Below are 23,239 nucleotides of genomic sequence, written 5' to 3'. Positions count from 1 at the left end.
ATATTTTATTAATTATTTTTTCATCTTTTCGCTTTTTCAATACATTCATATTACTATTGTACACAAGTTTTCCACAGTTTTAAATTATTATAATTTCCTTAAGAATAAAAATATCCAGCAAGGAAAATACCTTGCTGGATGATAAATTTAACTTTTATTTATTTTGACAGTCCACTCTACGGGTAGCAGTTCACTTGATAAGTCTTGAATTTTGTCGTTGCTGGATAAACATTGAAAATGTCAGTCGGTAAATCTAAAATGTGCATGATTACATCTTCAGCGGTTGCCGTTTCAAATACAATGCTGATGTAATCAATCTTAACGGATAAATTTTTGTGTGTAGTTATAGTGCATTTCTCCTTTCGTATGCCCCGTTTTTTTGCGGGGTAAAAATCGTGTTTTTTCCTTTATTTATCACAGTTTCTAGGTACTATGACATGTATACGCAGGGCGGTGTTACATATACGCCCTTTACGAACGCCTAAAGGCGTTCCTTTTCTTCCTGTGTCTGCCCCGTTCTTAACGCTCACGAGCCTTGTAAGGCTCGTGGCTAAACGGAACAGCCCCAGTCAGAAACCTTATTTTCGGTCTGATAGTCCATGCTTATTCATGCTATCAAAGTGAAAATATCTATTCTATATGCTTACTCAAGCGTGTGATTGACCCTAGCGTGCTTAATCACTCTATCTGATACGATAATAACGCCATTAGAATTACTTGTCAAGAAGTTTTTGTTGACTTTTAGATATATATTAAGTATGATATGCTTATAAATACCAATAAAAGCAACGAGAGGAGCGGTTATACTAAGTTATGGAGCATTATGAAAAGAAAATCAGTTTCTTAGGAGAGAACATACAAACCATAAGAAAACACAGAGGAATGAAACAACAAGAACTTGCGGACAAAATCGGTATCAATATGCAGAGCCTTTCCAAGATTGAACGAGGTGTGAATTATCCTACCTTTGATACGTTAGAGAAGATAATGGACGTGCTGGGTGTAACGCCCAATGAATTGTTATCGGGAGAATGGAAGTATATCGACCATACCGAGCCATATATCATGGATATTATCAAACGGGAACAAGATTTTAATGTTTCTTTAGATTATCTGTCTGAAAATGAATTTTTCGATAATGAAAACGAATACAGATTTTACATGGAAACCATATTGATTAGATACATCAGCAATTATCTTTCTAATGAGGTTGTAGAAATTGAAGAACTTATGGAAATCAAACAGTTGATACAACGTCAAAAAATAGAACGCATGATGAAAGTACATAAGGAAATGCGAGGGTTAGACCGATACAGAGAACAGCCCAAAGAGTATAAATACCATGACCCTTATGATGATTGGATATTCCGTCAGCTTGCGGATATAGACAACAGGAACAACATTCCCGACACTTCGCCACAATCAGATTTCAATGAGGTGGACTATGAAGATTATCTAAAAGAGAAATGGAACAGAGGACTTTGATTTTCCTCTTGCATGAAAGATACAGCAAACAAAAAGCCCGATCAAGAGTGCAAAGCACCACCAATGGTGGCAAGGCTCTTGACAGGGCTTTTTCTTTTCTGTGGTGGGTAATCAAGAGGCAAAAAAGGATAAAAGTTGATTTGTGGTAAATCAGACAAAAGCAACACAAGTATCGCAGTATGAACTGACGCTTCATAAAGATAGCAACTGGAGGATTGTATAAACAAAATAATTTAGCCGTAGCCACTTATGTAGTTACGGCTAAATTTCTATACGAATTTCTATATTGACTAGGCGAAATGGAATGATACTTTTTAAATATTCGACTAAAATAATTGCTGTTTTCAAATCCACACATTAAAGCAATTTCTGTGATATTATAATCTGTTTGTTTCAAATAGTAGATTGATTTATCTAAGCGTATATTGTTTATATAATCAGTTGTAGTTTTTCCTGTTAATTGTTTGAAACTACGGCAAAAATGATGAACACTTAATCCCACTATATTTGCAAGTTCGGATAATGTTATTTTTTCATTATACTTATGCTCAATCATTTCAAATACAGGTTGAAATCTTATAAGGGTAGCTTCTTTTTCAACTAACTCTGATTGTGTAAGAATGCACTGAACATGGTTTCTTAATAGTATAACTACCAAATAATAAATACATGCTTTTATTGCCAATTCGTAACCTGTTTTTTTATTGAAGTATTCCATTAGGACTTTTTTTACTAACTCTATTAGCTCTGTATCATCTCGAATTAAATTGTTAAATTCAATCCTATTTAAAGTAATAGGAGTTAAATATTTTGTTTGCAATAAATCTACATGATTACTAAAAAGGAAAGAGGGTTCAAACCTTATGGTATAAAAAACCAAATTATTTGATGTACTTTCTAAATAATGTAACTCATTAGGATTTACAATGACTAAATCATTAGCTTGTACTTTAAAATTACTTTTACCACACTCTAATTTAGCTGTTCCACTGATAAAGTAATAAATTTGTAAATGTTCATGCCAATGTCTAGGGAAGTTTTGTCCATTTTTAATATCTGCTTTTTTAAAAATATCAACAAAGCTCTCTTGTCCTACCCTGTTAAAATAATTATCTTTATTATTCATAACGACCTCGTATATCAAAATTGTGCTAATATATAGCAATGTAGTTGTTGAAATTATATGCATATATACCTATTATATTATATGTGGCTTGCATTGTAAATCACAAAATAATACTAATAAGGAGAATTGTTATGAATAATAAATCAATTCATAGTGAAACGACAAAAAGAAAAATTGTTCTAATCGCTGTAATTGCAATGACTTTTATGGCTACGTTAGACTCAAGTATTGTTAATGTAGCACTGCCTGTCCTTTCAGAAAAACTGAATGTAACTATATCGGCTGTTGAATGGGTAATCGCCAGTTATTCTATTATTATTTGTTCAACGATATTATTTTGGGGGCGCTTGGGAGATATTTGTGGAAAATCAAAAATATTTCAACTTGGAACTGTCCTTTTTACCGTGTCATCTTTGTTATGCGGTTTAAGTAATTCTTTTGTTGTCCTGATTATATGTCGATTCTTACAAGGGATAGGAGCTTCGGCATATATGGCGAATAACCACGGTATCATTACTGAACTATTTCCGAAAGAAAGTAGAGGAAAAGCCTTAGGTATTTTAGTAACTGCTGTTGCAATAGGAAATATGGTCGGACCGTCAATAGGAGGAATGATTTTGTCTGTATTTGAATGGAATTATATTTTCTATATCAATGTTCCATTTGGTATCAGCGTATTTATATTGGGATTAAAGTTCCTACCAAGAGGGGAGAAAAAACATGAACATTTGGATGTACTAGGGGCTATTTTACAGTTTGCTGTTACACTTTTGTTCTTTGGCTCATTGATTTTATCGCAACAGACAGAACAATTAAATCCGTATATTATGGTTTGTATCGGCATATCTATCATCTTGGCAATACTTTTTATTCATGTGGAAAAGAAACAACATCAACCACTTTTGGATTTGGATATATTCAGAAACTTAAAATTTTCAATCAATCTAGGGTGTGCATTAACATCTTTTATCTGCATAGCTTCATCTAGTATTTTAATACCATTCTATTTGCAAAATACTTTGAAGTTAAGCCCATTCCATGCGGGCTTGTTTATGATGCTATCCCCTTTGGTTTTGGCAATTTGTTCCCCAATATTTGGAAGTATTTCTGATAGAGTAACGTCTGAAAAGGTTATTTTTACTGGACTGTTAGTATTGAGTTTAGGGTTCTTTTTAATGTCAAGGCTGACAGAAACCTCTCCTACTATTTTATTCGCTATATTTGTTGCAATTATGGCAGTTGGACAGGCAATCTTTCAGCCTGCTAACAATGCTCTTATCATGTCAACGTGTCCTAAAAGTAAACTCGGTATTGTCGGAAGCGTAAATTCCTTAGTGAGAAATTTAGGACAGACTGTTGGAATAACTTTATCTACTACTCTACTGTACTTTTTTATGAGCAATATTGCAGGTTACAGAGTATCAGACTATGTAGCTGGGCATGATGAGTTCTTTATTTATGGTATGCAACACGTTTATATAATTTTAGTAGTGATATGCTTATTAGGAGCTTGTTTAACAGGGTTTAGGTTGATTAAAAAAATGTATAAAGATAAAAACGAAAATAATATTTGATTAAGGATATGAAAAATGAGAGGACTAAAAAATGAGAGATAAAAGAAAATTTGAAATCTGATAAAAAGGAATAGCGTTATAAGATAAAGAGTAATATTACAGTATTTAAGGCTCGCACAAATATATGTTTTGTGTGGGCTTTTTTCTTACCATTTTTTTGTATTTCTAAATGGTATAGGCGGTATTCCGTTTATATATTTCAGCATTAGCAGAAAGGGGGGTGAGATTATGAGGACATCTTCTTTCGAGCATATCGTCAGATTACAGTTTAATTCTTTAATGTTGATTGTCATTAAGAACAAATTAAAAAGTCGACACAGACAGCTTGCAAGATGTTCTAAACGTGAAGTATTGTTTTGTGAAATGGCAGAAACGAAACAAGTTGAACGTGGAACGAACGATACCTGTTTTTATGATTGTATATCATTTAAAGTCTTGCACTTTACTATTTATGTATCTGATGAAACACTCGGTACAGCTTTACATAGACTGTCAGAAAAACAGCGTAGTGCGATTTTATTGCGTTATTTTCAAGGCATGAACGACAGAAAAATTTCAGAACTGTACTATGTGTCACGTTCTGCTATTTTTAGCAGAAGAAGTAGAGGACTAAAGAAGTTAAAAACGCTTTTAAGCGAAAGGAAGTTAAAAGAATGAGCAAAGATTATGGCTATCCCTCTCTTGAATTGATTTGCAGAGCGTCAAGCGGAGATGAAGTGGCAATCAGAGAAATTTTGAAGTTTTATGACGCTTATATTTCTAAGTTATGCTTGCGTCCTTTTTACCACTCTGAAAGTGGTAAAATCATTATGCAGGTTGATGAAGAACTAAAGGGAGAAATTTATACAGACATGATGAAAGCAATCTTGAAATTTGAAATACGAGTGAAGTAATCAGCTGTATAAAAGAAAATCGGGAGATACACAGTTATTTGTGCTATCTCCCATAGTAATTTTATTGTCATATCAAGGCTCATTCAATCGTGGTAAATTCGTGGTAAAATGAGTGTTTTTCTATACCTCAAAATGCTTGAATGTATAGTGTTTATGCGGATGATTGAAAATTAGATATAAAATTTATATTAATATATCTTTTTTTACTTTAATTTATTATTATTTTTTTGCTCCATACTGTTTGTAGTATTCGTCTATAGCAGCTTTTATTTCGTCGTTTATTACTATTTCACCGTTGCATGGTTTGTTGTATAAGTATTCTACAACTTCTGCCATTGTTACTATAGCATTTGTGTCGAATCCATATAATTCTTTTACTTCGTCTAAAGCGCATTTTACTCCGCCTTTTCCTATTTCCATACGGTCTAGAGATACCATAAGTCCTACTATTTCAACGTTTGCTGCACCTCTTACTTTTGGAACTGTTTCTTCCATAGATTTTCCAGATGTAGTTACGTCTTCTATCATTATTACTCTATCGCCATCCTGAAGTTCACTTCCAAGGAATCCACCTTTGTCAGCACCATGATCTTTAACTTCTTTTCTATCTGAGCAATAACGTACTTCTTTTCCGTATAATTCACTATATGCAATTGCTGTTACTACACCTAGTGGTATACCTTTGTAAGCTGGTCCGAACAGCACATCGAAATCATCTCCATATTTATCATGTATAGCTTTAGCATAGTATTCTCCAAGTCTTTTTAACTGTGAACCTGTTACATAAGCACCAGCATTCATGAAGAATGGTGATTTTCTTCCACTCTTTAATGTAAATTCTCCAAATTTTAATACTTTGCTTTCAACCATAAAGTCTATAAATTGTTCTTTATATGCTTCCATATTTACAACCTCCGTATCTGTAGCTTTTTAAATCTTTTTAATTTTACCACAGATTTGCGATTATTTCAATTCTCTAACTTTGGCTATTAATGGACCCTTTCCTTTTTCATTCCTTTAAACTGCCCTCTTTTAACCTCAAAATAAAATCCTAATTGTTCATATATCTCATTTAACTCGTATAAAGTTACTTCTCCATGTTCTAAATTTGAAAAAGTTATTTCTCTTAATGTTCTTTCTCTTTCCATGATAAAATCCTCTCCTCAAAAAAATTTTATGTATGTTAATATTCCCAATTTAATATATTTGCAAACATTTTTTAGTAAAATTGTTCTGTTCTTTTATAGAACATCTGTTCCTTTTGTTAATTCTATTATACCATACATACGTTCGATTTCAAGATTTTTGTTCGATTTTTTGATAAGAATTTTATTAAATTTGTATAAATTTTTTCTGCTTAACTTTTCAACAATTTCCTATAAATACACTTGATATATTTTTGAATAAGTTATAAAGTATTTTATAATACTAAAAAATATTTGGAGGTTTTCCGATGGATAAAGATAATAAAAATTCGAAAACAATCGACTTCAATTCTATAGATAGAGAAAAAAGAGAGAAAAAACTAAATGAATCTATGACTGTAAACATATACGAAGGCAAGAAGAAAACTACGAACGACGGAAAAATAATAGAATTCAAACAAGCTAAAAAAGACCAAAAGACAAAAGCTAGAAAACAAAAAATCAAAAACACTGCTCCCAAAGGAAGAAGCGGCTACATAAAAATATTCTACGCTATACTACTTGTACTGATAGTATTTGTCGTATTCTCAAAACTAATCTAACTTTACAATAACCAAACAAAGCTACAAAATTTTTCCTGTATTTAAAGATATACTTATTCCTATAACTATAGATATAAATACAAATAGGACTATTTATGATTAAAATAAATTAAAATAAAAAAAGAGTGGTTTAAATTTGTATGATGTAAGTAAACCACTCTTTTTATTTAATTATTTAACCATAAATAGTCCTACTGTAGATAATATCATAGTTATAGTCATAAGTATTCTTGCTTTTCCAAAGTCCTTATCCTTCATAACAAACGCTATTACCCCTGGAACAAATAATACCGCTGAAACTAGCTTAAACACTATATTTGAACTAGGCACTACTGAGAATAAAAGCACACATAGAACAAACATATATAGCCCTATTGCATTAAAAACAAGCTTATTTGATCCAAGATTTTTCAATAAAAACATAATTCCTATTGATAATACATCCAACCCTAAAAATACATACATAATAGTTGTTAAATTTTCCATTTTAAAATTCCACCTTCCCAATTAAAACTACTCAAAATGAGCTAAAAACATCTTAAAAGATTCTTCGATAAATTCATCTGATTTGCCGTTGTTTACTCCGCCACCCTGTGCTGAGTATCTACTTCCTCCACCTTTTCCTTCTATAATAGAGATATTACTTCTTAATATATCTGACATACTAGGTCCATCTATATCCTCAGTGTACGCAAATACAACATTTATCCTATTTCCGACTTCATTTAAAAACATAACAGCCATTTTTTCATTTTCTGTAATTTTCTTTATCATTTTGTTTAAATACCTACTGTCTTTATCTTTAAATACAGCTTTTATAAGTTTTATATCACCTATTATTTCAGCTTTTTCAACTAATTCTTTAATTCTATAATCTAATAACTCATCTTCTAGCATATTTTTCTGATGTATAATTTCATCGCATTTTTCTTCAATATTTTTAACGCATTTTTCTATATTTTCTTCATTGCAACTAAGATGTTTACAAAGACTTGTCATAACGGCATCTCTTTTTAATACATAGTCAACTGCTCTTTTTCCAGCTAAGAACTCTACTCTTGTAGCATTTCTGCATTTTTCTGTTCTTTTTATTTTTAAAAGTCTTAGCTCTCCTGTGTACTCTGGATGGCATCCACAGCAAGCATTAGTATCTAAGTCCCCTATTCTAACAATTCTAATCTCCTCTGCTGTATCTGGAAGCTTTCTTCTAGTCCAAGTATCCTCTAATTCGTCTTTTGAAGGAACAAATATATCTACGTGTATGTTTTGGCGAATTACATCGTTTGCCATTTTTTCAACTTCTAAAAGCATCTCATCTGTAAACTCGCCTTCTATATCAACTGTGCTTATATCCTCACCTAAATGGAATCCACAAGTGTTTCTATTGTATTTTGTAAAAAAGCATCCAGAAAGTACATGCTGCCCAAAATGCTGGTGCATTCCATCTTCTCTTCTATCCCAGTCTATAACACCTTTTACCTGTTTATCAGATAAATTTTCTTCTATTATATGATATACTTTTCCATTTTCTTCAAGCATATCTACAACTTCTATTCCGTTTAATGTACCTCTATCGCAAAACTGTCCGCCTCCACCTGGGAAAAATGCAGTTTGATCTAATTCTACTAAGTACTTGCCTTCTCTTTCTAAAATTTCTACAACATTTGCATTGAATTCTTTTTTATATCTATCTGTGTAGTATAATTTTTCCATATTTCCATCTCTTTCTTTAGCAATTTCTTTTTTAATACTATTTTAAAAAAGTTTATTCTTTTTTCATAGTTTTCTGTAATTTCAATAATAATATTATATCATTTATTAAAAATAAAAACATCTATATTTAAAGAAGATAAAATTTAAACAATTTCTATTTTTCCTGTTTAAAAACATTTTCATTGGGAATATATCTTATATAAGATTTTTTAAGTTTTCAAGATAAATTACAATTTAATTTATCTAATATTAATTAAGATTACAAAGGATGTGTAAATATATGATAAAAAAAGCTACATTTGCAGGAGGATGTTTTTGGTGTATGGTAAAACCATTCTCTAAATATGATGGAATACTTGAGGTTATTTCTGGATACACTGGTGGTGAAACAGAAAACCCTACATATAAAGAAGTATGCAGCGGAACTACAGGACATTATGAAGCTATTGAAATAACTTATGATGATTCTCTAATAGATTATGCCGATATATTAGATGTATTCTGGAAACAGATAGATCCAACTGACTCTAATGGGCAATTTGTTGACAGAGGTCTTCAGTATAGACCAGCTATATTCGTTCACGATGAAGAACAGAGAAAAATAGCTGAACAGTCTAAAAAAGAATTAGATGAGAGCAAAAGATTTGATAGACCTATATCAGTTGAAATAATTGATGCTACTACATTTTACAATGCAGAACCAGAGCATCAGAATTACTACAAAAAACAACCTCGGCACTATAATATGTACTACAAAAATTCTGGAAGATACAATTTTGTTAAAGCATTTTGGGATGGAAGTAGACCTGATAGAGATGAGTTAAAAGAAAAACTTACTGATATTCAGTTTGAAGTTACTCAGAATGATATGACTGAGTGCCCATTTGAAAATGACTACTTCAACAACTTTGAAGAAGGAATATATGTAGATGTCGTTGGTGGAGAAGTATTATTCTCTTCTAAAGACAAATTTGAAAGCGGTTGTGGTTGGCCAGCATTCTCTAAACCTGTAGAAAACAATTCTCTATCAGAAAGAACTGACTTCTCTATGGGAATGCTTAGAACTGAGGTAAGAAGTAGAGTATCAAACTCTCACTTAGGACACGTATTTGATGACGGTCCAGAAGAACTTGGCGGACTTAGATACTGCATAAACTCTGCATCACTTAAATTCATACCTAAAGAAGATATTGAAAAAGAAGGATACGGAGAATATTTAAAAATATTTGAATAAAATTCAAACATTAAACTTGTTAGTAGGTATTCTCACATACTTAACTATAAAACCAATTAATTATATCCCTAAAGAAAGGGACTGTTACGTATCTTGTAGCAGTCCCTTTCTTGTTTAAGCTTTTATAAATTTATTATCTGTTAAGATAGTATAAATCAAAATTATAAATCTATTCAAAAATAAAGTGTAATTACTTTATTCTAATATTTCAATAAGTTTACAAACTGTAAGATTTTGAAAAAAATTTGGAAACTGTTAGTATAATATTGCAATAAGTTTCTTTTGTTAGTAATAATCTTTTATAAATTTACTAACTAAAAAAGTGGATAAAATCAAAATTTACCAAATCTATTGATGGTATGTAGCATATGAGTTATATAGACAAAGCTCTCTCGACAATCTGCAAGCGTGTATTTTATTCACAACAATACATATTACTTACACGCACGCTGAAGCCTGGAGAGGAGTTTGTCTATATCTCATATGCTTCGCATAGTGACAAAGTTTTTGGTAAATTTTGATTTATCCACTATTATATAGGTAGTAAATTCATAAAAGATTATTATAATAAAAAGACTGTTGCAATTTATGCAACAGTCCCCAAATTTTTATTTCTTTCCTATTAAATCACTTTTATAAATACTTCTAAATATTAGTACTCCTATCACATACAGTACAACAGTTACAAAATACGGCGCATTGTATGAGATATGCTCCATTATAAATCCACCAGCAGTAATACCAATTGCTCTACTAAGATTTTGAACAACTGCAGCTAAGCTACTCAAGTTTGTTCTTTCATCTTCTTCAATAAGATCCATCTCAAGATTCTGCATAACAGGTGTAGCCATATTCATAAGACCATTTCTCATAAAGAAAGCTATTGTAAGCATTATAAGCCCTTGAGGGAACATTATTGATAGTAGAAACGGTATTGATATAAGCTGGCAGAATATAACTGTTCTGGCTCTTCCCATTCTCGATACTAAAAATGGTATAACCATACCACCAACGATGCATCCAAACTGAGATATAGATAAAATACTACCTACAACTGCATCACTTATATTCATACTATATTTTAGGTATATACTGAAGAATGGAACAACAAGACCTGCTCCAACTCCAATAATTCCGTAATAAATCATAAATGCTATTACATTTTTCTTCATTATATTCTTATAAGCTTTAAAGCATCCCTTCATATCTCTAGGAACATGGTTTTTAGGATCTTTCATAAGCGCTATAGGAATTATCGCTATTAAAGACATAAATGTAGATATTACGAAAATTATCTGAACTGCTGTTTTTGAATCGACAACATGTGCCATATAAGATGAAATTACTCCACCTAAAAACGTAGCCAAAACATATCCTAAGTTGTAGATTACATAACTAAGGCTGAAAACAGCAACCCTATTTTCCTCAGGAGTATTTTCGGTTATAAACATTCCCTCCGCAGTCGCCCTTACACTAAGACCAAACCCTACAGCAACAGACATAAGAAGTATCAGTATCTTGCTATGAACAAAGATAATTCCTATACTACCAGCTGCAGTAAATAAAAATCCTAGCATAAAGCTATATCTTCTACCTATTTTTTCCAATAGATATGCACTAAAAACAGAGCCAAACGCAATAACCAACGTATTTATGGATAATACATATCCTACAAAATGTTCTCCATATCCGATCTCTTTCAGATATATTCCGACGAATGTATTGAAAACTCCCATAACAAAACATTCAATCAGATTTACAATCAAGAACATTTTCATATTTCTATTTAGTTTTTTTATTACTCTTATAGTTTCCATATTTTCCGCCTTTTTAAAAATTAAAGGCATATCCCCTATTTATATCTTCCCAAAGCTTAATTATCTATCTTTAAAAGATTCGTGTATTCTCTTCATACATTCTTCTAATATACATCTTGGGCAAGCTATGTTTATTCTTTCAAATCCGCTTCCTTCTTCACCAAACATTGTACCTTCGTCGAATATTAATCCAGCTTCTTCAAGCATTATTGTTTCTAATTCGTCTGCGCTTATTCCATATTCATTGAAATCTAACCACATTAAGTATGTTCCTTCTAATGGAGTTACTTTAACTTTTGGAAGGTTTTCTTTAACGAATTCTTCTACATATTTAGCATTTGCATCTAAGTATTCTATTAATTCATCTAGCCAATCTTCACTTTCATTGTATGCAGCTATAATAGCTTCTATTGAGAATGGATTAGGATTGTGCTGTGCTCCACTCTTTGGAACTTCTTTTAACCAAGCTTCTCTAAGCTCTGGAGTATTTATTATTATGTTTGACATCTGCATACCAGCAAGGTTGAATGTCTTACTAGGTGCTAAGCAAGTAACTATGTGTTCTCTATATTCTGGGCATAATTTCTGTAAGTTTATGTGTTTATGTCCTTTTCTTACTAAGTCATTGTGTATTTCGTCAGCTATTATAAATACATCGTGTTTTTTACATATTTCAACAACTTTTTTAAGCTCTTCTTCAGTCCATACTCTACCTACTGGGTTGTGAGGTGAGCAAAGTATCATTAATTTATTATTAGGATCTGCTGCTTTTTCTTCTAAATCTTCAAAGTTCATAGTGTATTTACCGTCTTTGTATATAAGAGGGTTATTTACAACTTTTCTATTGTTCTCTTTTATCTTATTTGTGAATGGGTAGTAAACTGGTCTTTGTATAATTACACCATTTCCTTCTTCTGTTAATAATCTTATTAAAAGTGCTACTGCAGGAACTACTCCTCCACAGAACATTATAGATTCTCTGTCTAATTCCCAGTCGAATCTTCTCTTGTACCAACCTAAAACAGCGTTATAAAATTCATCAGTTTCTCTTGTGCTGTAACCAAATACTTTTCTATCAGCCACTCTATGTACTGATTCTACTATTGGATCTGCTACTGCAAAGTCCATATCTGCTATCCACATAGGTATAGAGTCTTTTTTAGCTCTTGGGAATGTCTTATCAAGATTGTCCCATTTTGTACAGTTTGTATTTCTTCTTTCTACATATTCGTCAAAATTATATTTTCCCATTTTTTCCATCTCCCCATATTTTTATTTTATAAATTTTTTGACTTTTCTCTTATTATTATAATTCATTTGTGATAATTTTGTTAAGGTTTTTAAAAAATTTTATTGATAAACAATTTCTATTTGTTTTATAGATTTTATCAATAGCATTATAAATTTTATTAAAAATATGCTTTAAAAAAGGAGATCTTCTTTTATTTAAGAATATCTCCCTTTTATAAAAATTAATTCTTATATTTTATTTGTAGCAAATTTCTTCTGCTAATTCTACATTAGCTATTATTGAATCTAACTGCACTTCATAGATTTATTCTCAAGTTTTGCTCTTTCTTCTCTATCAAGCTTTCTATTATACATAAACATATAAAGCGCAGCAGCAAATACTATACAGTATCCTAAAATACTCCATCTATCTGGATACGCACCAAATATAACTATACTTAAAATTGCTGAGAATATTATATTTGTATAGTCGAATATAGAAATCTCTTTCGCTGGAGCAAATCTATATGCCAGTGTTATCCCAAACTGTCCTATACTAGCACATACACCAGCCATAAGCATATATACAAGTTGCATTAATGTCATCGGTTCATAAACCATAACCACTATTGGCAGTATAGAAACTATAGAAAATACTGAGAAGAAGAATACTATTGTATAATAATCTTCTTTGTTTCCTATAGCTCTAAGGCAAGTATACGCAGATGCCGCAGATATAGCTCCAAGTATACCAGCTAAATAAGGTACTATTTGCACGCTAAATGTAGGCTTTATTATAAATAACGCACCTACAAATGCAATCATTATCATTGAAATTTGCTTTATATTTATTTTTTCTTTTAAGAAGATAGCACTTAAGATAACCACTAAGAATGGGCTTATCTTGTTTAACATATTAGCATCTGATAGTATAAGCTTGTCTATCGCATAGAAGTTGAATATCACTCCTAAAGTTCCGAATAGTGATCTCATAAGTAAAAGCTTTCTATTTTCCTTCTTTCCTGTAAAACTTCCCTTATGTTTTATTATTAGATAAAGTGCCATTACTGTAGACACTAAATTTCTGAAAAATACCTTCTGAAAGCTCGGTAAATCACCTGCTAATTTTACAAAAGCAGACATTCCCGCAAACCCAGCTGCAGATAGTATTATAAAGAATACACCTTTTAATCTGTTACTTGATTCCATACTTTTCCTCCATTTTAAAATTATATTTTAATCCCTTTTAAATAATCTCGAATTTAATTGATTCAATATAGGATTTTTTATTTACATATGCAAACCGTAAAATCTATATATTAAAATCAAACTCCTTTATTAGTTTATATTTTACCCTCTTTAATGTCAAGTTACACAATTTTTTAAACTTTTAAGATTTATGCGCTAAATATTGTCAAACATCGTTTTCCACGATAAAAATTCTCAATTAAATACAATTTTAATTTATTTTTCTCAATTATTTTTTGTTTATTAGTTTATTATTTTTTATTCTTGGACTAGATTATTTTTTACATATATATTATAATTTTATAGCATATTATTTTAAGGAGGGCGAAATTATGTCAATAAAAAGATTTGAAGGCACTGGAAGAATGAGCAGAGTTGTAAAACACAAAGATACTATATATCTATGCGGACAGACTTGCGGAGAAGGAGATATAATAGAACAGACTAAAGGTGTTCTTGCTAAAGTTGAAGAATTATTAGAAAACTACGGATCAGATAAAAAACATATCCTTTCTGTAACAATATACTTAAGAGATATGAAAGACTTCGAACAGATGAACTCTGTTTGGGATGCATGGGTAGAAGAAGGACACGAACCAGCTAGAGCTTGTGTTGAAGCTAGACTTGCTAGAGAACATCTACTTGTTGAAATGAGTGTAGTTGCTGCTGAAAAATAGTATATACTCTAAACTATTGAACATTTAAATATTAATTTTTTGAAGGCGATTTAATACGAATTTTTTACATTTTCTATTATTTCGCCTTTTTTATTTTAAAATATTTACATAGTTACATTTTTATTTGTTGCCAATATCTAGACAAATTTGTTAAAATATTATAAAATAGAAGTATTATAATTATTTAAAAGTGGGTGATTTAATGGATAGTAATTACACAATGCCGATATATCAAAAAATCGCTCTAGATATAGCAAATAAGATATATACAGGTGAAGTAGAAGAAAATTCAATTTTATATGGTCGTTCTGTTCTAGCTGGAAAATACAATGTATCTCCAGAAACAGTTAGACGTTCTGTGAAAATACTTGAAGACATAGGAGTTGTCAAAAGTATTAAAGGAAAGGGTGTTATAGTACTTTCATCTGCTAAAGCATCTTCTTTTATTAAAAAATATCAGGACCTTACAAATATCTCATCTTATAAGTCAGACTTGTACGATCTTCTAGATGCAAAATCTAAAATCGAAGACAATATTCTAGATACAATCAATAAAATCTTAGATTATTCAAACAGACTCGAGATAATAAACCCTCTTGTTCCTGCTCAGTTTGTGCTTACTAAAGAATGTAAGTATATCGGTCAGGATGCTGGAAAAACTAAGTTCTGGCAAAATACTGGTGGTACAATAGTAGCAATCAAGAGAAACGACGAGCTTATAATTTCTCCTGGGCCATATATAGAATTTATGGAGGGAGATACTTTACTAGTAGTTGGAGATAAACATATATTCAACTCTGTACCTATGTTCCTATATGGAAATGACGACAAAGAAGAACAAAAATAAAAAATACCTCCTTTGACCAATGTCTTAGGAGGCTTATTTTTTATCTTTTATAAAATTTCTTTTTTTAAAAATTCTACTGCTTCATCCAAATCCTCTAGCTTTGCAAGTAGCATCTCTTCCACTTCTTCTGGTGCATCAGCCAACAAATCTGGAATCATTATAGGATTCATTCCCGCTGCATATGCTGATCTTATCCCATTTGGAGAATCTTCAAATGCTATACAACTTGCATAATCAACGCTTAAACCATCACATGCCATCTTATAAATCTGTGGATCTGGCTTTGATTTAGTCACCATATCACCACAAATTATCGTATCAAAGTATCCTTCAATACCCACATCGCATATTTTTGACATAGCATACTTTCTACTAGAAGATGTAGCAACAGCCATTTTTATTTTATTTTCTTTTAAAAACTTTAAAATATTAATTAACCCCTTCTTAACCGGAGTTCCATTTTTTGCTAAATAATCAGCTGATACCTCTCTATATCTATCCGTAAAACCTTCAAAATCAAAGTCTTCTCCGTATTTATCTAAAAAATACTCTCTTCTTCTGTTGTAGTTCATACCTAAAGTATTGTATATATTATCTCCAAAGTTATCATATCCCATTTCTTTTCCTGTAACATCCCAACAATACTTTATAAGCCACTCTGTATTAAACATAAGACCGTCCATATCAAACACCACGGCCTTTAAATTCCCCTTTAATTTCTCAGTTCTCTGCTTATTAAATTCATTTAACTTCATTTATAATACTTTACCTCTCAAAATACTTATTTTGCCCAAACGTCAGCGTACTCTTCCTTTCTCTCAAAAGCACTTTCAACATAAGAGCACTCAGGTACTATTTTAACACCTTTTTCTCTAGCTTGCTTAACTATTTCTGCTAATAAAAGACCTGCTATTCCCTGACCTGTATAATCTGGACGGACAAAAGTACTATTCACTACCCAATTTCCGTCCTGCTCAACATATTTTATCTTTCCAACTCTCTTATCTTCTCTATCTGTATCTAAAGCAACTGCTCTCTTTTTATCTGCTTGATATTCTATTCTTATCATAACGATCTCTCCTTTTTTATTTTTATTCTATTCTTTCTTTATCTTTATTCTATTTTTTAATTAATATTCTAACTTTTCTTTTATAAATATACCCTTATTTAGCTCATCTAAAGCTTCTTTAATTTCTTCTTTAGAATTCATAACTATAGGTCCAGCCCAAGATATAGGTTCATTTAATGCCTTTGAACTTATATAAAGAACCTGCGCTTTTTCATCTCCATTCTTTATATAAACACTATCCCCCTTTTTAATATATATATTCCCAATAAAAATACAATTACTCATTTCAAACGAAAATATTTATATTTATCCACCTCTCCAATCTCCAAGCGGAGGTATTCGCCGTAGCTATATTAAAAACGATTGAAGGTTCTTATTTATGTATATTTTTATAATATAAGGGTTGTCTATTTCTTCTTTAAATATATCGTATCCCCTCGACAATCTGCAGGCGGAGGCAAAATTGCCGTAGCTGAAGCCTGGAGAGGGGAATGATATATTTAAAGAAGAATGACAACCCTCATACTATAAATATACATAAAAAGAACCGATAGAGTTCCCAGTTCTATCGGTTCCTTTTGGTTAGTGAATCATTTATATTTTAATTTCTTAATCAATAAATCAATTAAAAAATTCTAACAAGCTTATTAACAATCAAACTCTCATCAACTTTAATCTTATCTGAATTCAATCATATATCTAATCGTGGTTTTATTCTATATAAGTTCCATTAGCTTTTTCTCTACTTCTTATAAATGCTAATGTTCCTAAAACTGCTATAACTCCAAATATTAATGATATAACTGCTGATTTTGTAAATCCTGCTATTACATAAGTTATACAAGATATTGCAGCTACTGTCATAGCATATGGTAACTGAGTTGAAACGTGGTTAACATGGTCACTCTGAGATCCAGCAGATGCCATTATTGTAGTATCTGATATTGGTGAACAATGGTCTCCACATACAGCCCCAGCCATACAAGCTGATATAGCTATTATCATCATCTGATGGTCATTAGCAAATACACCAACAACTATTGGTATAAGTATACCAAATGTTCCCCAAGATGTACCTGTAGCAAATGCTAAGAAACATCCAACTAAGAATATAACTGCTGGTAAGAAGTTCATTAGAGCTTCTGCATTACCTTTCATTATTCCTTCAACAAATGGAGCTGCTCCTAAACTATCTGTCATAGCTTTTAAAGCCCAAGCAAATGTTAATATCATTATTGCTGGAACCATTGATTTAAATCCTTCTGGTATACAATCCATACATTCTTTAAATGTAAGAGCTTTTCTAAGTACATAAAGTAGTATTGTAACAACTAGTGCGAAGAAACTTCCTAGTGCTAAACCAACTGAAGCATCTGCATTTGAGAATGCTGTTACTATACTTTCTCCTGAGAAGAACCCTCCTGTGTATATCATACCAATTACACAGAATATTATAAGAGAGAATATTGGTATAAGAAGATCTAAAACATGACCTTTAGTATTTTCTTTTTTACCATCATCTTCATTGTAAGCATATGGTCTTGCTCCTGTTGTGAATATGTCTCCTTTTTTAGCATTATCTTCGTGTAATTTCATTGGGCCATAGTCCACTTTTAAAAGAACTAAACCTAACATCATTATTATTGTAAATAATGCGTAGAAGTTAAATGGTATCGCCTGAACGAATACTGAAAGACCATCTTCACCAGGAACAAATCCAGTTACTGCAGCTGCCCAAGATGATATTGGTGCGATTATACATATTGGAGCGGCAGTTGAATCTATTAAGTAAGCTAATTTAGCTCTAGATACATTGTGTTTATCTGTTATAGGTCTCATAACACTACCCACTGTTAAACAGTTGAAGTAGTCATCTATGAATATTAAACATCCTAATATTATAGTAGTTATCTGAGCACCAACTCTTGTTTTTATATGCTGTCCTGCCCATCTACCAAATGCAGCAGAACCACCTGCTCTGTTCATTAAACTTACCATAGCCCCTAATATAACTAGGAATATTAATATACCAACATTGTATGGATCTGAAAGAACTCCTATAAGTCCGTCGTTTAATACATGTGTTATTGTTCTTTCAAAATTTCCACCTCCGTAGAATATACCACCAACTGCTATACCTACGAATAATGAACTATAAACTTCTTTTGTTATAAGTGCTAGTGTTATTGCAACTACTGGCGGAACAAGTGCCCAAGCTGTAGAGTATAATTTTGGTACATACTCAGTCGCTTCTCCTTCCGCAAATACTGTTACTGACATCATCATGACAATCATAAGACACATCGTCATGATTCTAAATAATTTTTTCGAATTTCTCATTTATAAATCCTCCCATTTTAAAACAATAAAAAAACCACAAATGATATATCACAAAGAATATAGCATTTATGGCTGTATTTACAATTTAAAAAGGGAAGTCCTTTTATTTAACCAAGATAGCGCTCCACTCGATGTGACAGTGTATCGCATATTCTACGATACCCCAGAACAGATTTCGGTGCAAAATCTGAACTTCGGCGGTATTTCCTTTCGATAATAACAGCTGCCCTGCTTAAGTTATTATGTACTGATAAGTACCGCGCCTCTATCATTTAATGATAATATTAAGTTGATGATTAAACTTTATCATCTAAAAACTTCACTGTCAATAGTAAATTTAAAATTTCGTCACTTTTATCTCTCCATATAATTTTTCTATCATCTCTCTTGATGATGGTTTTGTACCTATTGTCATAACAGCACCTACAGACATAGCAGTGGCTAATTTAGCAGTTTTTTCAAATTCCATTCTATTTTCTATTCCGTATACAAATCCTGCTAAAAGTGCATCACTAGCACCTACTGTGGAATGAGTCTTAACTTTTGCAAAGCTACACTTGAACACTTCCTTATCATTTGCAAAAATTGCACCTCTTTCACCCATAGATATAGCAGCGTATTTTATTCCGTCGTTTATGTATTTTTTTGCTACTTCTACTATTTCTTCGTCGTTCATATTTTCCTTTTCATGAACTCTTTCTATGTCTTTAAGCTTAACTTTTATAATCTCAGGCTTTTCTTCAACAGCCTTAGCAAATAATGCACCTGCTGAGTCTACTGCCACCTTAGAACCCCTATTATGAGCTAATTTGATTATATTCTTAAACACATTAGCATCCACTCCTGGAGGAACTTTTCCAGATATAACAAATAATGTGTTTTCTGTAGCATATCCGTCTATTTTTATCATAAGCTCATTTATACGGTCTTGTAAAATTTCAGGACCTGCTGCATTAAACTCAGTTATAGTTCCGTCTTCTTCTACAATTTTGGTATTAATTCTAGTTTCTCCATAGATATAAGTAAAATCGTTTCTTATCTGTAAATTGCTGATCATCTCTTTAAAAGTCTGACCTGTTCTACCTCCAATAAATCCAAGTGCTGTAGGCTCCTCACCTAAAATCTTTAAGTTTTTAGCGACGTTAATTCCTTTTCCACCCGCATCTACTTCAAAATGCTCAATTCTGTTCATCCCTGCATACTCATAATTTTTGACATCTATTGTCTGGTCAATAGCAGGATTAAAAGATACCGTTATTATCATTTTTCCTCTCCTTATAAAATAAAAAAAATAAAAATTATTATAATTCCACTCAATATAAAGTATAACATAATTCATATTATTTTCATCAATAAGAAATGCCGCCTCAAAAACTTTTTTCGAAGCGGCATCATTTAGATAGAATTTCGACTATGAACAAAACAACAAAACTCACAGTCTATATAAAAATTTGAATAGAGGCTTACAAAATTTTAGTATTCAACACCAAAGTGGTCGAATAATATTTTTTCTGCTTCTGCATTCCATAATCCTCTATGAGCTTTACAACTTGCATCAAGTTTAGCAAATAGTGGACTAGTTTTTCCTAATTCTTCAAAATCATCTATTGCAGTAAGAGGCATGTCTATCTGAGTATAAGTAAGTTTTTTACCACCTGGTATGTTTGGTAGGTTAAGTGTAGCATCTGCTATACTATCTATTCCTCCTACATGAGTAACCATAACTGCTGGTTCTATTAAACCTTTAGCTGCTAAGTCATTAGCTTCTATAAGGTCGTCGTTATTTCCACCTGTTGTACCTAATATATGAGTACTTGTGTAGTGGCAGTTGTATAAGTTTATTTCAGCGCTGAACTGATTATTTGTTGGTCCAGCGAAGAAGTTCATACATCCGTCAAATGCTAATAATTTATCTCCCATTTCTGCAACTTCTTTTATTGGAACATATACAAATACATCATCAAATCCATGTCCATCAGTTAAATCCATTAATTCTTTTATTGGATCTTCCATTTTAGCTGTGTTTACATATTTTAATTCTATTCCTTTTTCTGCACCTTTTTCCTCAGGTATAACAGATTTTGCTCTTGCTATTCTATCGTCACTTATATCAGTAACTACTATTCTCTTCGGTTTATTTTCGAACTGTAGTCCGTAGCTAACTGCTCCAAGTCCCATTGGACCACATCCACCCATTATTAATATATTACCGTCTACTTTTGTACCCATAGCGTGGTTGTAGTTTTTCTTATTTGTGTGGTAGTTTGCGTGGTATCCACCTATTATACAGCTCATTGGTTCTCCTAATGATGCTTCAAAGAATGAATCTCCATCGTAGTTAAGAAGGCATCCTAATTCCATAACTTCGTGAGGCATTATGCAGTAAGTACAAGCACCACCGCAGAATTCATAAGAATATCCTGGAGAATCTAGTCTTCCTTTGTAGTTTAATGCTGGCTGCTGAGCAAATTTCTGTCCTGGTTTAAACTGATCTTTCCATTTTTCACCAACTTCAACTATAACCCCTGCAAATTCGTGTCCTACTATTACTGGATTTGTATCTATATTCTGTGGAGCTCTTTTATGTTTTTTACCCTGTTCAACTAATTTATATGTAGACATACATATACTGTCACTCATTACTTTAACTAATATTTCATCGTCTTTTATTTTTGGTAATTCAAACTCTTCTAATCTTAAATCTTCTTTCCCATACATACGTACTGCTCTTGTTTTCATTTTCAAATTCCTCCTAAGTTTTTATCTATAATTTTTTATTATTGATAGCTTATATTTCTTCACATTCAACCTGTGCTAAAAGTTCATCTACAACTTCTCTTGTAGGTGGTTTTGTTCCTATAGTAGTAACAGCTCCTGCAGATGTTGCAACACCTAGTTTTGCTGCTTCTCTATAAGAAAGTCCCTTCTCTACTCCATAAGAAATAGCTGCAACCATTGCATCTCCAGCACCTACTGTAGAATGTGCTTTAACCTTTAATCCCTTGCATTTGAATTTTTCTTCATTAGATACAAATACTGCACCGTCTTTTCCCATAGATACAGCTATATGCTCTATTCCTCTAGCCATTAATTTTTCAGCCATACCTACAGTATCCTCAACTGTTATATCTCCTTCTACACCGAAGAATTCTGCAAGTTCTACATTATTAGGTTTTATATAATCTGGTTTAGAATCCAGAGATTTTACAAACAATTCTCCATCAGCGTCTATAAACACTTTTGCTCCTTTTGCGTGAACTGCATCTGCTATTTTTCCATATATACCTTTATCTACACTAGCTGGAACACTTCCTGCAAGTACAAATAAAGTTTCTTCAGATGCATATCCTTCTAACTTAGCTAAAAGTTCTTTCATAGCTTCTTCTGTTATAACTGGTCCAGGTTCGTTTAACTCTGTAACTATTCCACCTTCTTCAACTAGTTTTGTATTTGTTCTAGTTGGGCTTTCTATTTTTACAAAGTCGTTTTTTATACCCATTTCATTAAGTACATTTTCTATTAACTGACCTGCAGTGCCACCTATAAATCCTGTAGCTATTGTTTCTCCACCAAGTTCTTTTATTGTTTTTGAAACATTTATTCCTTTTCCACCAGCATCGATTTCAACATTTTTTATTCTATTAAGTCCACCGTGTTCAAATTTTCCAATGTCGACAGTTTTATCTATCGCTGGATTCATTGTAACTGTAACTATCATCGATTAGTCCTCCTTCATAAATGTATCGTATATTAAATCCACACTGTTTCCGTTAACTAGTTTGTCAACTTCTTCCATGCTTACTAATTTAGTAGCTATATTTGCTAGTATCTCTAAGTGTTCATCTCCAACACCAGCTATACCAATTACTAACTTAACATCTTCTCCACCCCAGTCTGTTCCTTCAGGGAATGTAAGAACTGCTATCCCAGATGCTAAAACCTCTTTCTTAACATTGTTTGTTCCATGAGGAAGTGCTATGCAGTTCCCCATATTAGTTGAGAAAGTAAGCTCTCTTTCTAACATTCCTTCTATGTAGTCTTCTTTAACATATCCAGAATCTACAAGTATCTGACCAACTTTTCTTATAGTGTCGTTTTTTTCCATTCTTTCACAATTTAGCACTATGTTTTCCTTCATTAATAAGGGTTTCTTTTCAACAACTTCTTTTTTTATATCTTTAACTTCCTGCTGAGCTTTTTTCTTCTTTCCAAATCCAAATAACATTTTTATTTCCTCCA

The 23,239-nt window shown here is 31.8% G+C and carries 24 protein-coding genes, 1 pseudogene and 1 riboswitch; of the genes and pseudogenes, 8 read left to right on the top strand and 17 right to left on the bottom strand.

Going from position 1 to position 23,239, the window contains the following annotated elements:
- Positions 1–194: 194 nt before the first annotated feature.
- A pseudogene (locus ACK2WN_RS06785) lies at positions 195–266 on the bottom strand (hypothetical protein); the annotation flags it as partial.
- Positions 267–813: 547 nt separating this feature from the next.
- Here ACK2WN_RS06785 and ACK2WN_RS06780 point away from each other — a divergent pair.
- Entirely contained in the window at positions 814–1,485 is a 672-nt protein-coding gene (locus tag ACK2WN_RS06780) for a helix-turn-helix domain-containing protein (protein ID WP_416155172.1), read from the top strand.
- Between the two features lie 247 nt (positions 1,486–1,732).
- On the opposite strand, the gene ACK2WN_RS06775 is transcribed toward ACK2WN_RS06780, so the two are convergent.
- Positions 1,733–2,611, bottom strand: coding sequence for a helix-turn-helix domain-containing protein (locus tag ACK2WN_RS06775; RefSeq protein ID WP_118549105.1), 879 nt, complete (start codon positions 2,609–2,611; stop codon positions 1,733–1,735).
- 131 nt (positions 2,612–2,742) lie between these two features.
- Here ACK2WN_RS06775 and ACK2WN_RS06770 point away from each other — a divergent pair, with 131 nt between their 5' ends.
- From ACK2WN_RS06770 to ACK2WN_RS06760, 3 genes are all read left to right on the top strand, one after another.
- Positions 2,743–4,185: an MFS transporter gene (locus ACK2WN_RS06770; protein WP_118549106.1), complete on the top strand. Its 1,443-nt coding sequence runs from the start codon at positions 2,743–2,745 to the stop codon at positions 4,183–4,185.
- A gap of 228 nt (positions 4,186–4,413) precedes the next feature.
- Positions 4,414–4,842, top strand: a complete 429-nt coding sequence (locus ACK2WN_RS06765) for a sigma factor-like helix-turn-helix DNA-binding protein (protein ID WP_118549107.1) — start codon at positions 4,414–4,416, stop codon at positions 4,840–4,842.
- Entirely contained in the window at positions 4,839–5,078 is a 240-nt protein-coding gene (locus ACK2WN_RS06760; protein ID WP_118549108.1) for a helix-turn-helix domain-containing protein, read from the top strand. Before ACK2WN_RS06765 ends, ACK2WN_RS06760 begins: the two co-directional genes overlap by 4 nt.
- Before the next feature lie 219 nt (positions 5,079–5,297).
- Here ACK2WN_RS06760 and pyrE read toward each other — a convergent pair whose 3' ends face one another.
- Positions 5,298–5,981, bottom strand: a complete 684-nt coding sequence (gene pyrE, locus ACK2WN_RS06755) for an orotate phosphoribosyltransferase (protein ID WP_006440274.1) — start codon at positions 5,979–5,981, stop codon at positions 5,298–5,300.
- An 86-nt stretch (positions 5,982–6,067) separates the two neighbouring features.
- Positions 6,068–6,226, bottom strand: a complete 159-nt coding sequence (locus ACK2WN_RS06750) for a hypothetical protein (protein WP_006440273.1) — start codon at positions 6,224–6,226, stop codon at positions 6,068–6,070.
- Positions 6,227–6,531: 305 nt separating this feature from the next.
- On the opposite strand from ACK2WN_RS06750, the gene ACK2WN_RS06745 reads away from it, so the two are divergent.
- Positions 6,532–6,825 (top strand): hypothetical protein, encoded by a 294-nt coding sequence (locus ACK2WN_RS06745; protein ID WP_416155171.1) that lies wholly within the window; start codon positions 6,532–6,534, stop codon positions 6,823–6,825.
- Positions 6,826–6,996: 171 nt separating this feature from the next.
- On the opposite strand, the gene ACK2WN_RS06740 is transcribed toward ACK2WN_RS06745, so the two are convergent.
- Complete coding sequence (locus tag ACK2WN_RS06740) at positions 6,997–7,311, bottom strand: hypothetical protein (protein ID WP_300530835.1); 315 nt, start codon at positions 7,309–7,311, stop codon at positions 6,997–6,999.
- 27 nt (positions 7,312–7,338) lie between these two features.
- On the bottom strand, positions 7,339–8,538 hold the full coding sequence (locus tag ACK2WN_RS06735; RefSeq protein ID WP_329998482.1) for an alanyl-tRNA editing protein: 1,200 nt from the start codon (positions 8,536–8,538) through the stop codon (positions 7,339–7,341).
- Between the two features lie 280 nt (positions 8,539–8,818).
- On the opposite strand from ACK2WN_RS06735, the gene msrA reads away from it, so the two are divergent.
- Complete coding sequence (gene msrA, locus ACK2WN_RS06730; RefSeq protein ID WP_416155170.1) at positions 8,819–9,772, top strand: peptide-methionine (S)-S-oxide reductase MsrA; 954 nt, start codon at positions 8,819–8,821, stop codon at positions 9,770–9,772.
- Positions 9,773–10,380: 608 nt separating this feature from the next.
- On the opposite strand, the gene ACK2WN_RS06725 is transcribed toward msrA, so the two are convergent.
- The 3 genes from ACK2WN_RS06725 to ACK2WN_RS06715 form a co-directional block, all read right to left on the bottom strand.
- Positions 10,381–11,589: an MFS transporter gene (locus ACK2WN_RS06725; protein WP_416155169.1), complete on the bottom strand. Its 1,209-nt coding sequence runs from the start codon at positions 11,587–11,589 to the stop codon at positions 10,381–10,383.
- Between the two features lie 60 nt (positions 11,590–11,649).
- A complete protein-coding gene (locus tag ACK2WN_RS06720) occupies positions 11,650–12,840 on the bottom strand; it encodes a MalY/PatB family protein (RefSeq protein WP_416155168.1) in 1,191 nt (396 codons plus the stop codon).
- A 285-nt stretch (positions 12,841–13,125) separates the two neighbouring features.
- Positions 13,126–14,028 (bottom strand): DMT family transporter, encoded by a 903-nt coding sequence (locus ACK2WN_RS06715; protein ID WP_416155167.1) that lies wholly within the window; start codon positions 14,026–14,028, stop codon positions 13,126–13,128.
- A 371-nt stretch (positions 14,029–14,399) separates the two neighbouring features.
- Here ACK2WN_RS06715 and ACK2WN_RS06710 point away from each other — a divergent pair, with 371 nt between their 5' ends.
- Both ACK2WN_RS06710 and ACK2WN_RS06705 read left to right on the top strand, forming a co-directional pair.
- Positions 14,400–14,744: a RidA family protein gene (locus ACK2WN_RS06710; RefSeq protein ID WP_006440265.1), complete on the top strand. Its 345-nt coding sequence runs from the start codon at positions 14,400–14,402 to the stop codon at positions 14,742–14,744.
- A 202-nt stretch (positions 14,745–14,946) separates the two neighbouring features.
- The gene (locus ACK2WN_RS06705; protein WP_040410454.1) at positions 14,947–15,591 is read left to right on the top strand and encodes a TrkA C-terminal domain-containing protein; all 645 of its coding nucleotides are present in this window, start codon (positions 14,947–14,949) and stop codon (positions 15,589–15,591) included.
- 47 nt (positions 15,592–15,638) lie between these two features.
- Here ACK2WN_RS06705 and ACK2WN_RS06700 read toward each other — a convergent pair whose 3' ends face one another.
- The 8 genes from ACK2WN_RS06700 to ACK2WN_RS06665 all read right to left on the bottom strand — a co-directional run bounded on the left by ACK2WN_RS06700 (position 15,639) and on the right by ACK2WN_RS06665 (position 23,225).
- Positions 15,639–16,346, bottom strand: coding sequence for an HAD family hydrolase (locus tag ACK2WN_RS06700; protein ID WP_300530853.1), 708 nt, complete (start codon positions 16,344–16,346; stop codon positions 15,639–15,641).
- A gap of 26 nt (positions 16,347–16,372) precedes the next feature.
- Positions 16,373–16,660: a GNAT family N-acetyltransferase gene (locus ACK2WN_RS06695; RefSeq protein WP_416155166.1), complete on the bottom strand. Its 288-nt coding sequence runs from the start codon at positions 16,658–16,660 to the stop codon at positions 16,373–16,375.
- A gap of 60 nt (positions 16,661–16,720) precedes the next feature.
- Positions 16,721–16,945, bottom strand: a complete 225-nt coding sequence (locus ACK2WN_RS06690; protein WP_416155165.1) for a pirin-like C-terminal cupin domain-containing protein — start codon at positions 16,943–16,945, stop codon at positions 16,721–16,723.
- Positions 16,946–17,371: 426 nt separating this feature from the next.
- On the bottom strand, positions 17,372–19,000 hold the full coding sequence (locus tag ACK2WN_RS06685) for a Na+/H+ antiporter NhaC family protein (protein ID WP_300529730.1): 1,629 nt from the start codon (positions 18,998–19,000) through the stop codon (positions 17,372–17,374).
- Between the two features lie 109 nt (positions 19,001–19,109).
- Positions 19,110–19,276: riboswitch (Lysine riboswitch) on the bottom strand.
- A 61-nt stretch (positions 19,277–19,337) separates the two neighbouring features.
- Positions 19,338–20,264, bottom strand: a complete 927-nt coding sequence (locus ACK2WN_RS06680) for a 1-phosphofructokinase family hexose kinase (RefSeq protein WP_416155164.1) — start codon at positions 20,262–20,264, stop codon at positions 19,338–19,340.
- Between the two features lie 209 nt (positions 20,265–20,473).
- Complete coding sequence (locus tag ACK2WN_RS06675) at positions 20,474–21,739, bottom strand: zinc-binding dehydrogenase (RefSeq protein WP_416155163.1); 1,266 nt, start codon at positions 21,737–21,739, stop codon at positions 20,474–20,476.
- 49 nt (positions 21,740–21,788) lie between these two features.
- A complete protein-coding gene (pfkB, locus tag ACK2WN_RS06670; RefSeq protein ID WP_416155162.1) occupies positions 21,789–22,718 on the bottom strand; it encodes a 1-phosphofructokinase in 930 nt (309 codons plus the stop codon).
- 3 nt (positions 22,719–22,721) lie between these two features.
- Positions 22,722–23,225, bottom strand: coding sequence for a PTS sugar transporter subunit IIA (locus ACK2WN_RS06665; RefSeq protein ID WP_300529737.1), 504 nt, complete (start codon positions 23,223–23,225; stop codon positions 22,722–22,724).
- Between the last annotated feature and the right edge of the window lie 14 nt (positions 23,226–23,239).

The organism is Peptacetobacter sp. AB800 (assembly GCF_047807365.1).
Taxonomy (GTDB): Bacteria; Bacillota; Clostridia; order Peptostreptococcales; family Peptostreptococcaceae; genus Peptacetobacter.
This window is presented reverse-complemented; position numbering and strand designations above follow the sequence as displayed.

Bases quoted from the DNA above. Each gene is read 5' to 3' on its own strand.
- msrA (WP_416155170.1), top strand. From the start codon at position 8,819: ATGATAAAAAAAGCTACATTTGCAGGAGGATGTTTTTGGTGTATGGTA.
- ACK2WN_RS06685 (WP_300529730.1), bottom strand. From the start codon at position 19,000: ATGAGAAATTCGAAAAAATTATTTAGAATCATGACGATGTGTCTTATG.
- pyrE (WP_006440274.1), bottom strand. From the start codon at position 5,981: ATGGAAGCATATAAAGAACAATTTATAGACTTTATGGTTGAAAGCAAA.
- ACK2WN_RS06695 (WP_416155166.1), bottom strand. From the start codon at position 16,660: ATGATAAGAATAGAATATCAAGCAGATAAAAAGAGAGCAGTTGCTTTA.
- ACK2WN_RS06720 (WP_416155168.1), bottom strand. From the start codon at position 12,840: ATGGGAAAATATAATTTTGACGAATATGTAGAAAGAAGAAATACAAAC.
- ACK2WN_RS06775 (WP_118549105.1), bottom strand. From the start codon at position 2,611: ATGAATAATAAAGATAATTATTTTAACAGGGTAGGACAAGAGAGCTTT.
- ACK2WN_RS06725 (WP_416155169.1), bottom strand. From the start codon at position 11,589: ATGGAAACTATAAGAGTAATAAAAAAACTAAATAGAAATATGAAAATG.
- ACK2WN_RS06700 (WP_300530853.1), bottom strand. From the start codon at position 16,346: ATGAAGTTAAATGAATTTAATAAGCAGAGAACTGAGAAATTAAAGGGG.
- ACK2WN_RS06745 (WP_416155171.1), top strand. From the start codon at position 6,532: ATGGATAAAGATAATAAAAATTCGAAAACAATCGACTTCAATTCTATA.
- ACK2WN_RS06665 (WP_300529737.1), bottom strand. From the start codon at position 23,225: ATGTTATTTGGATTTGGAAAGAAGAAAAAAGCTCAGCAGGAAGTTAAA.
- ACK2WN_RS06715 (WP_416155167.1), bottom strand. From the start codon at position 14,028: ATGGAATCAAGTAACAGATTAAAAGGTGTATTCTTTATAATACTATCT.
- ACK2WN_RS06705 (WP_040410454.1), top strand. From the start codon at position 14,947: ATGGATAGTAATTACACAATGCCGATATATCAAAAAATCGCTCTAGAT.
- pfkB (WP_416155162.1), bottom strand. From the start codon at position 22,718: ATGATAGTTACAGTTACAATGAATCCAGCGATAGATAAAACTGTCGAC.
- ACK2WN_RS06740 (WP_300530835.1), bottom strand. From the start codon at position 7,311: ATGGAAAATTTAACAACTATTATGTATGTATTTTTAGGGTTGGATGTA.
- ACK2WN_RS06735 (WP_329998482.1), bottom strand. From the start codon at position 8,538: ATGGAAAAATTATACTACACAGATAGATATAAAAAAGAATTCAATGCA.
- ACK2WN_RS06675 (WP_416155163.1), bottom strand. From the start codon at position 21,739: ATGAAAACAAGAGCAGTACGTATGTATGGGAAAGAAGATTTAAGATTA.
- ACK2WN_RS06765 (WP_118549107.1), top strand. From the start codon at position 4,414: ATGAGGACATCTTCTTTCGAGCATATCGTCAGATTACAGTTTAATTCT.
- ACK2WN_RS06770 (WP_118549106.1), top strand. From the start codon at position 2,743: ATGAATAATAAATCAATTCATAGTGAAACGACAAAAAGAAAAATTGTT.
- ACK2WN_RS06760 (WP_118549108.1), top strand. From the start codon at position 4,839: ATGAGCAAAGATTATGGCTATCCCTCTCTTGAATTGATTTGCAGAGCG.
- ACK2WN_RS06710 (WP_006440265.1), top strand. From the start codon at position 14,400: ATGTCAATAAAAAGATTTGAAGGCACTGGAAGAATGAGCAGAGTTGTA.
- ACK2WN_RS06680 (WP_416155164.1), bottom strand. From the start codon at position 20,264: ATGATAATAACGGTATCTTTTAATCCTGCTATTGACCAGACAATAGAT.
- ACK2WN_RS06750 (WP_006440273.1), bottom strand. From the start codon at position 6,226: ATGGAAAGAGAAAGAACATTAAGAGAAATAACTTTTTCAAATTTAGAA.
- ACK2WN_RS06690 (WP_416155165.1), bottom strand. From the start codon at position 16,945: ATGAGTAATTGTATTTTTATTGGGAATATATATATTAAAAAGGGGGAT.
- ACK2WN_RS06780 (WP_416155172.1), top strand. From the start codon at position 814: ATGGAGCATTATGAAAAGAAAATCAGTTTCTTAGGAGAGAACATACAA.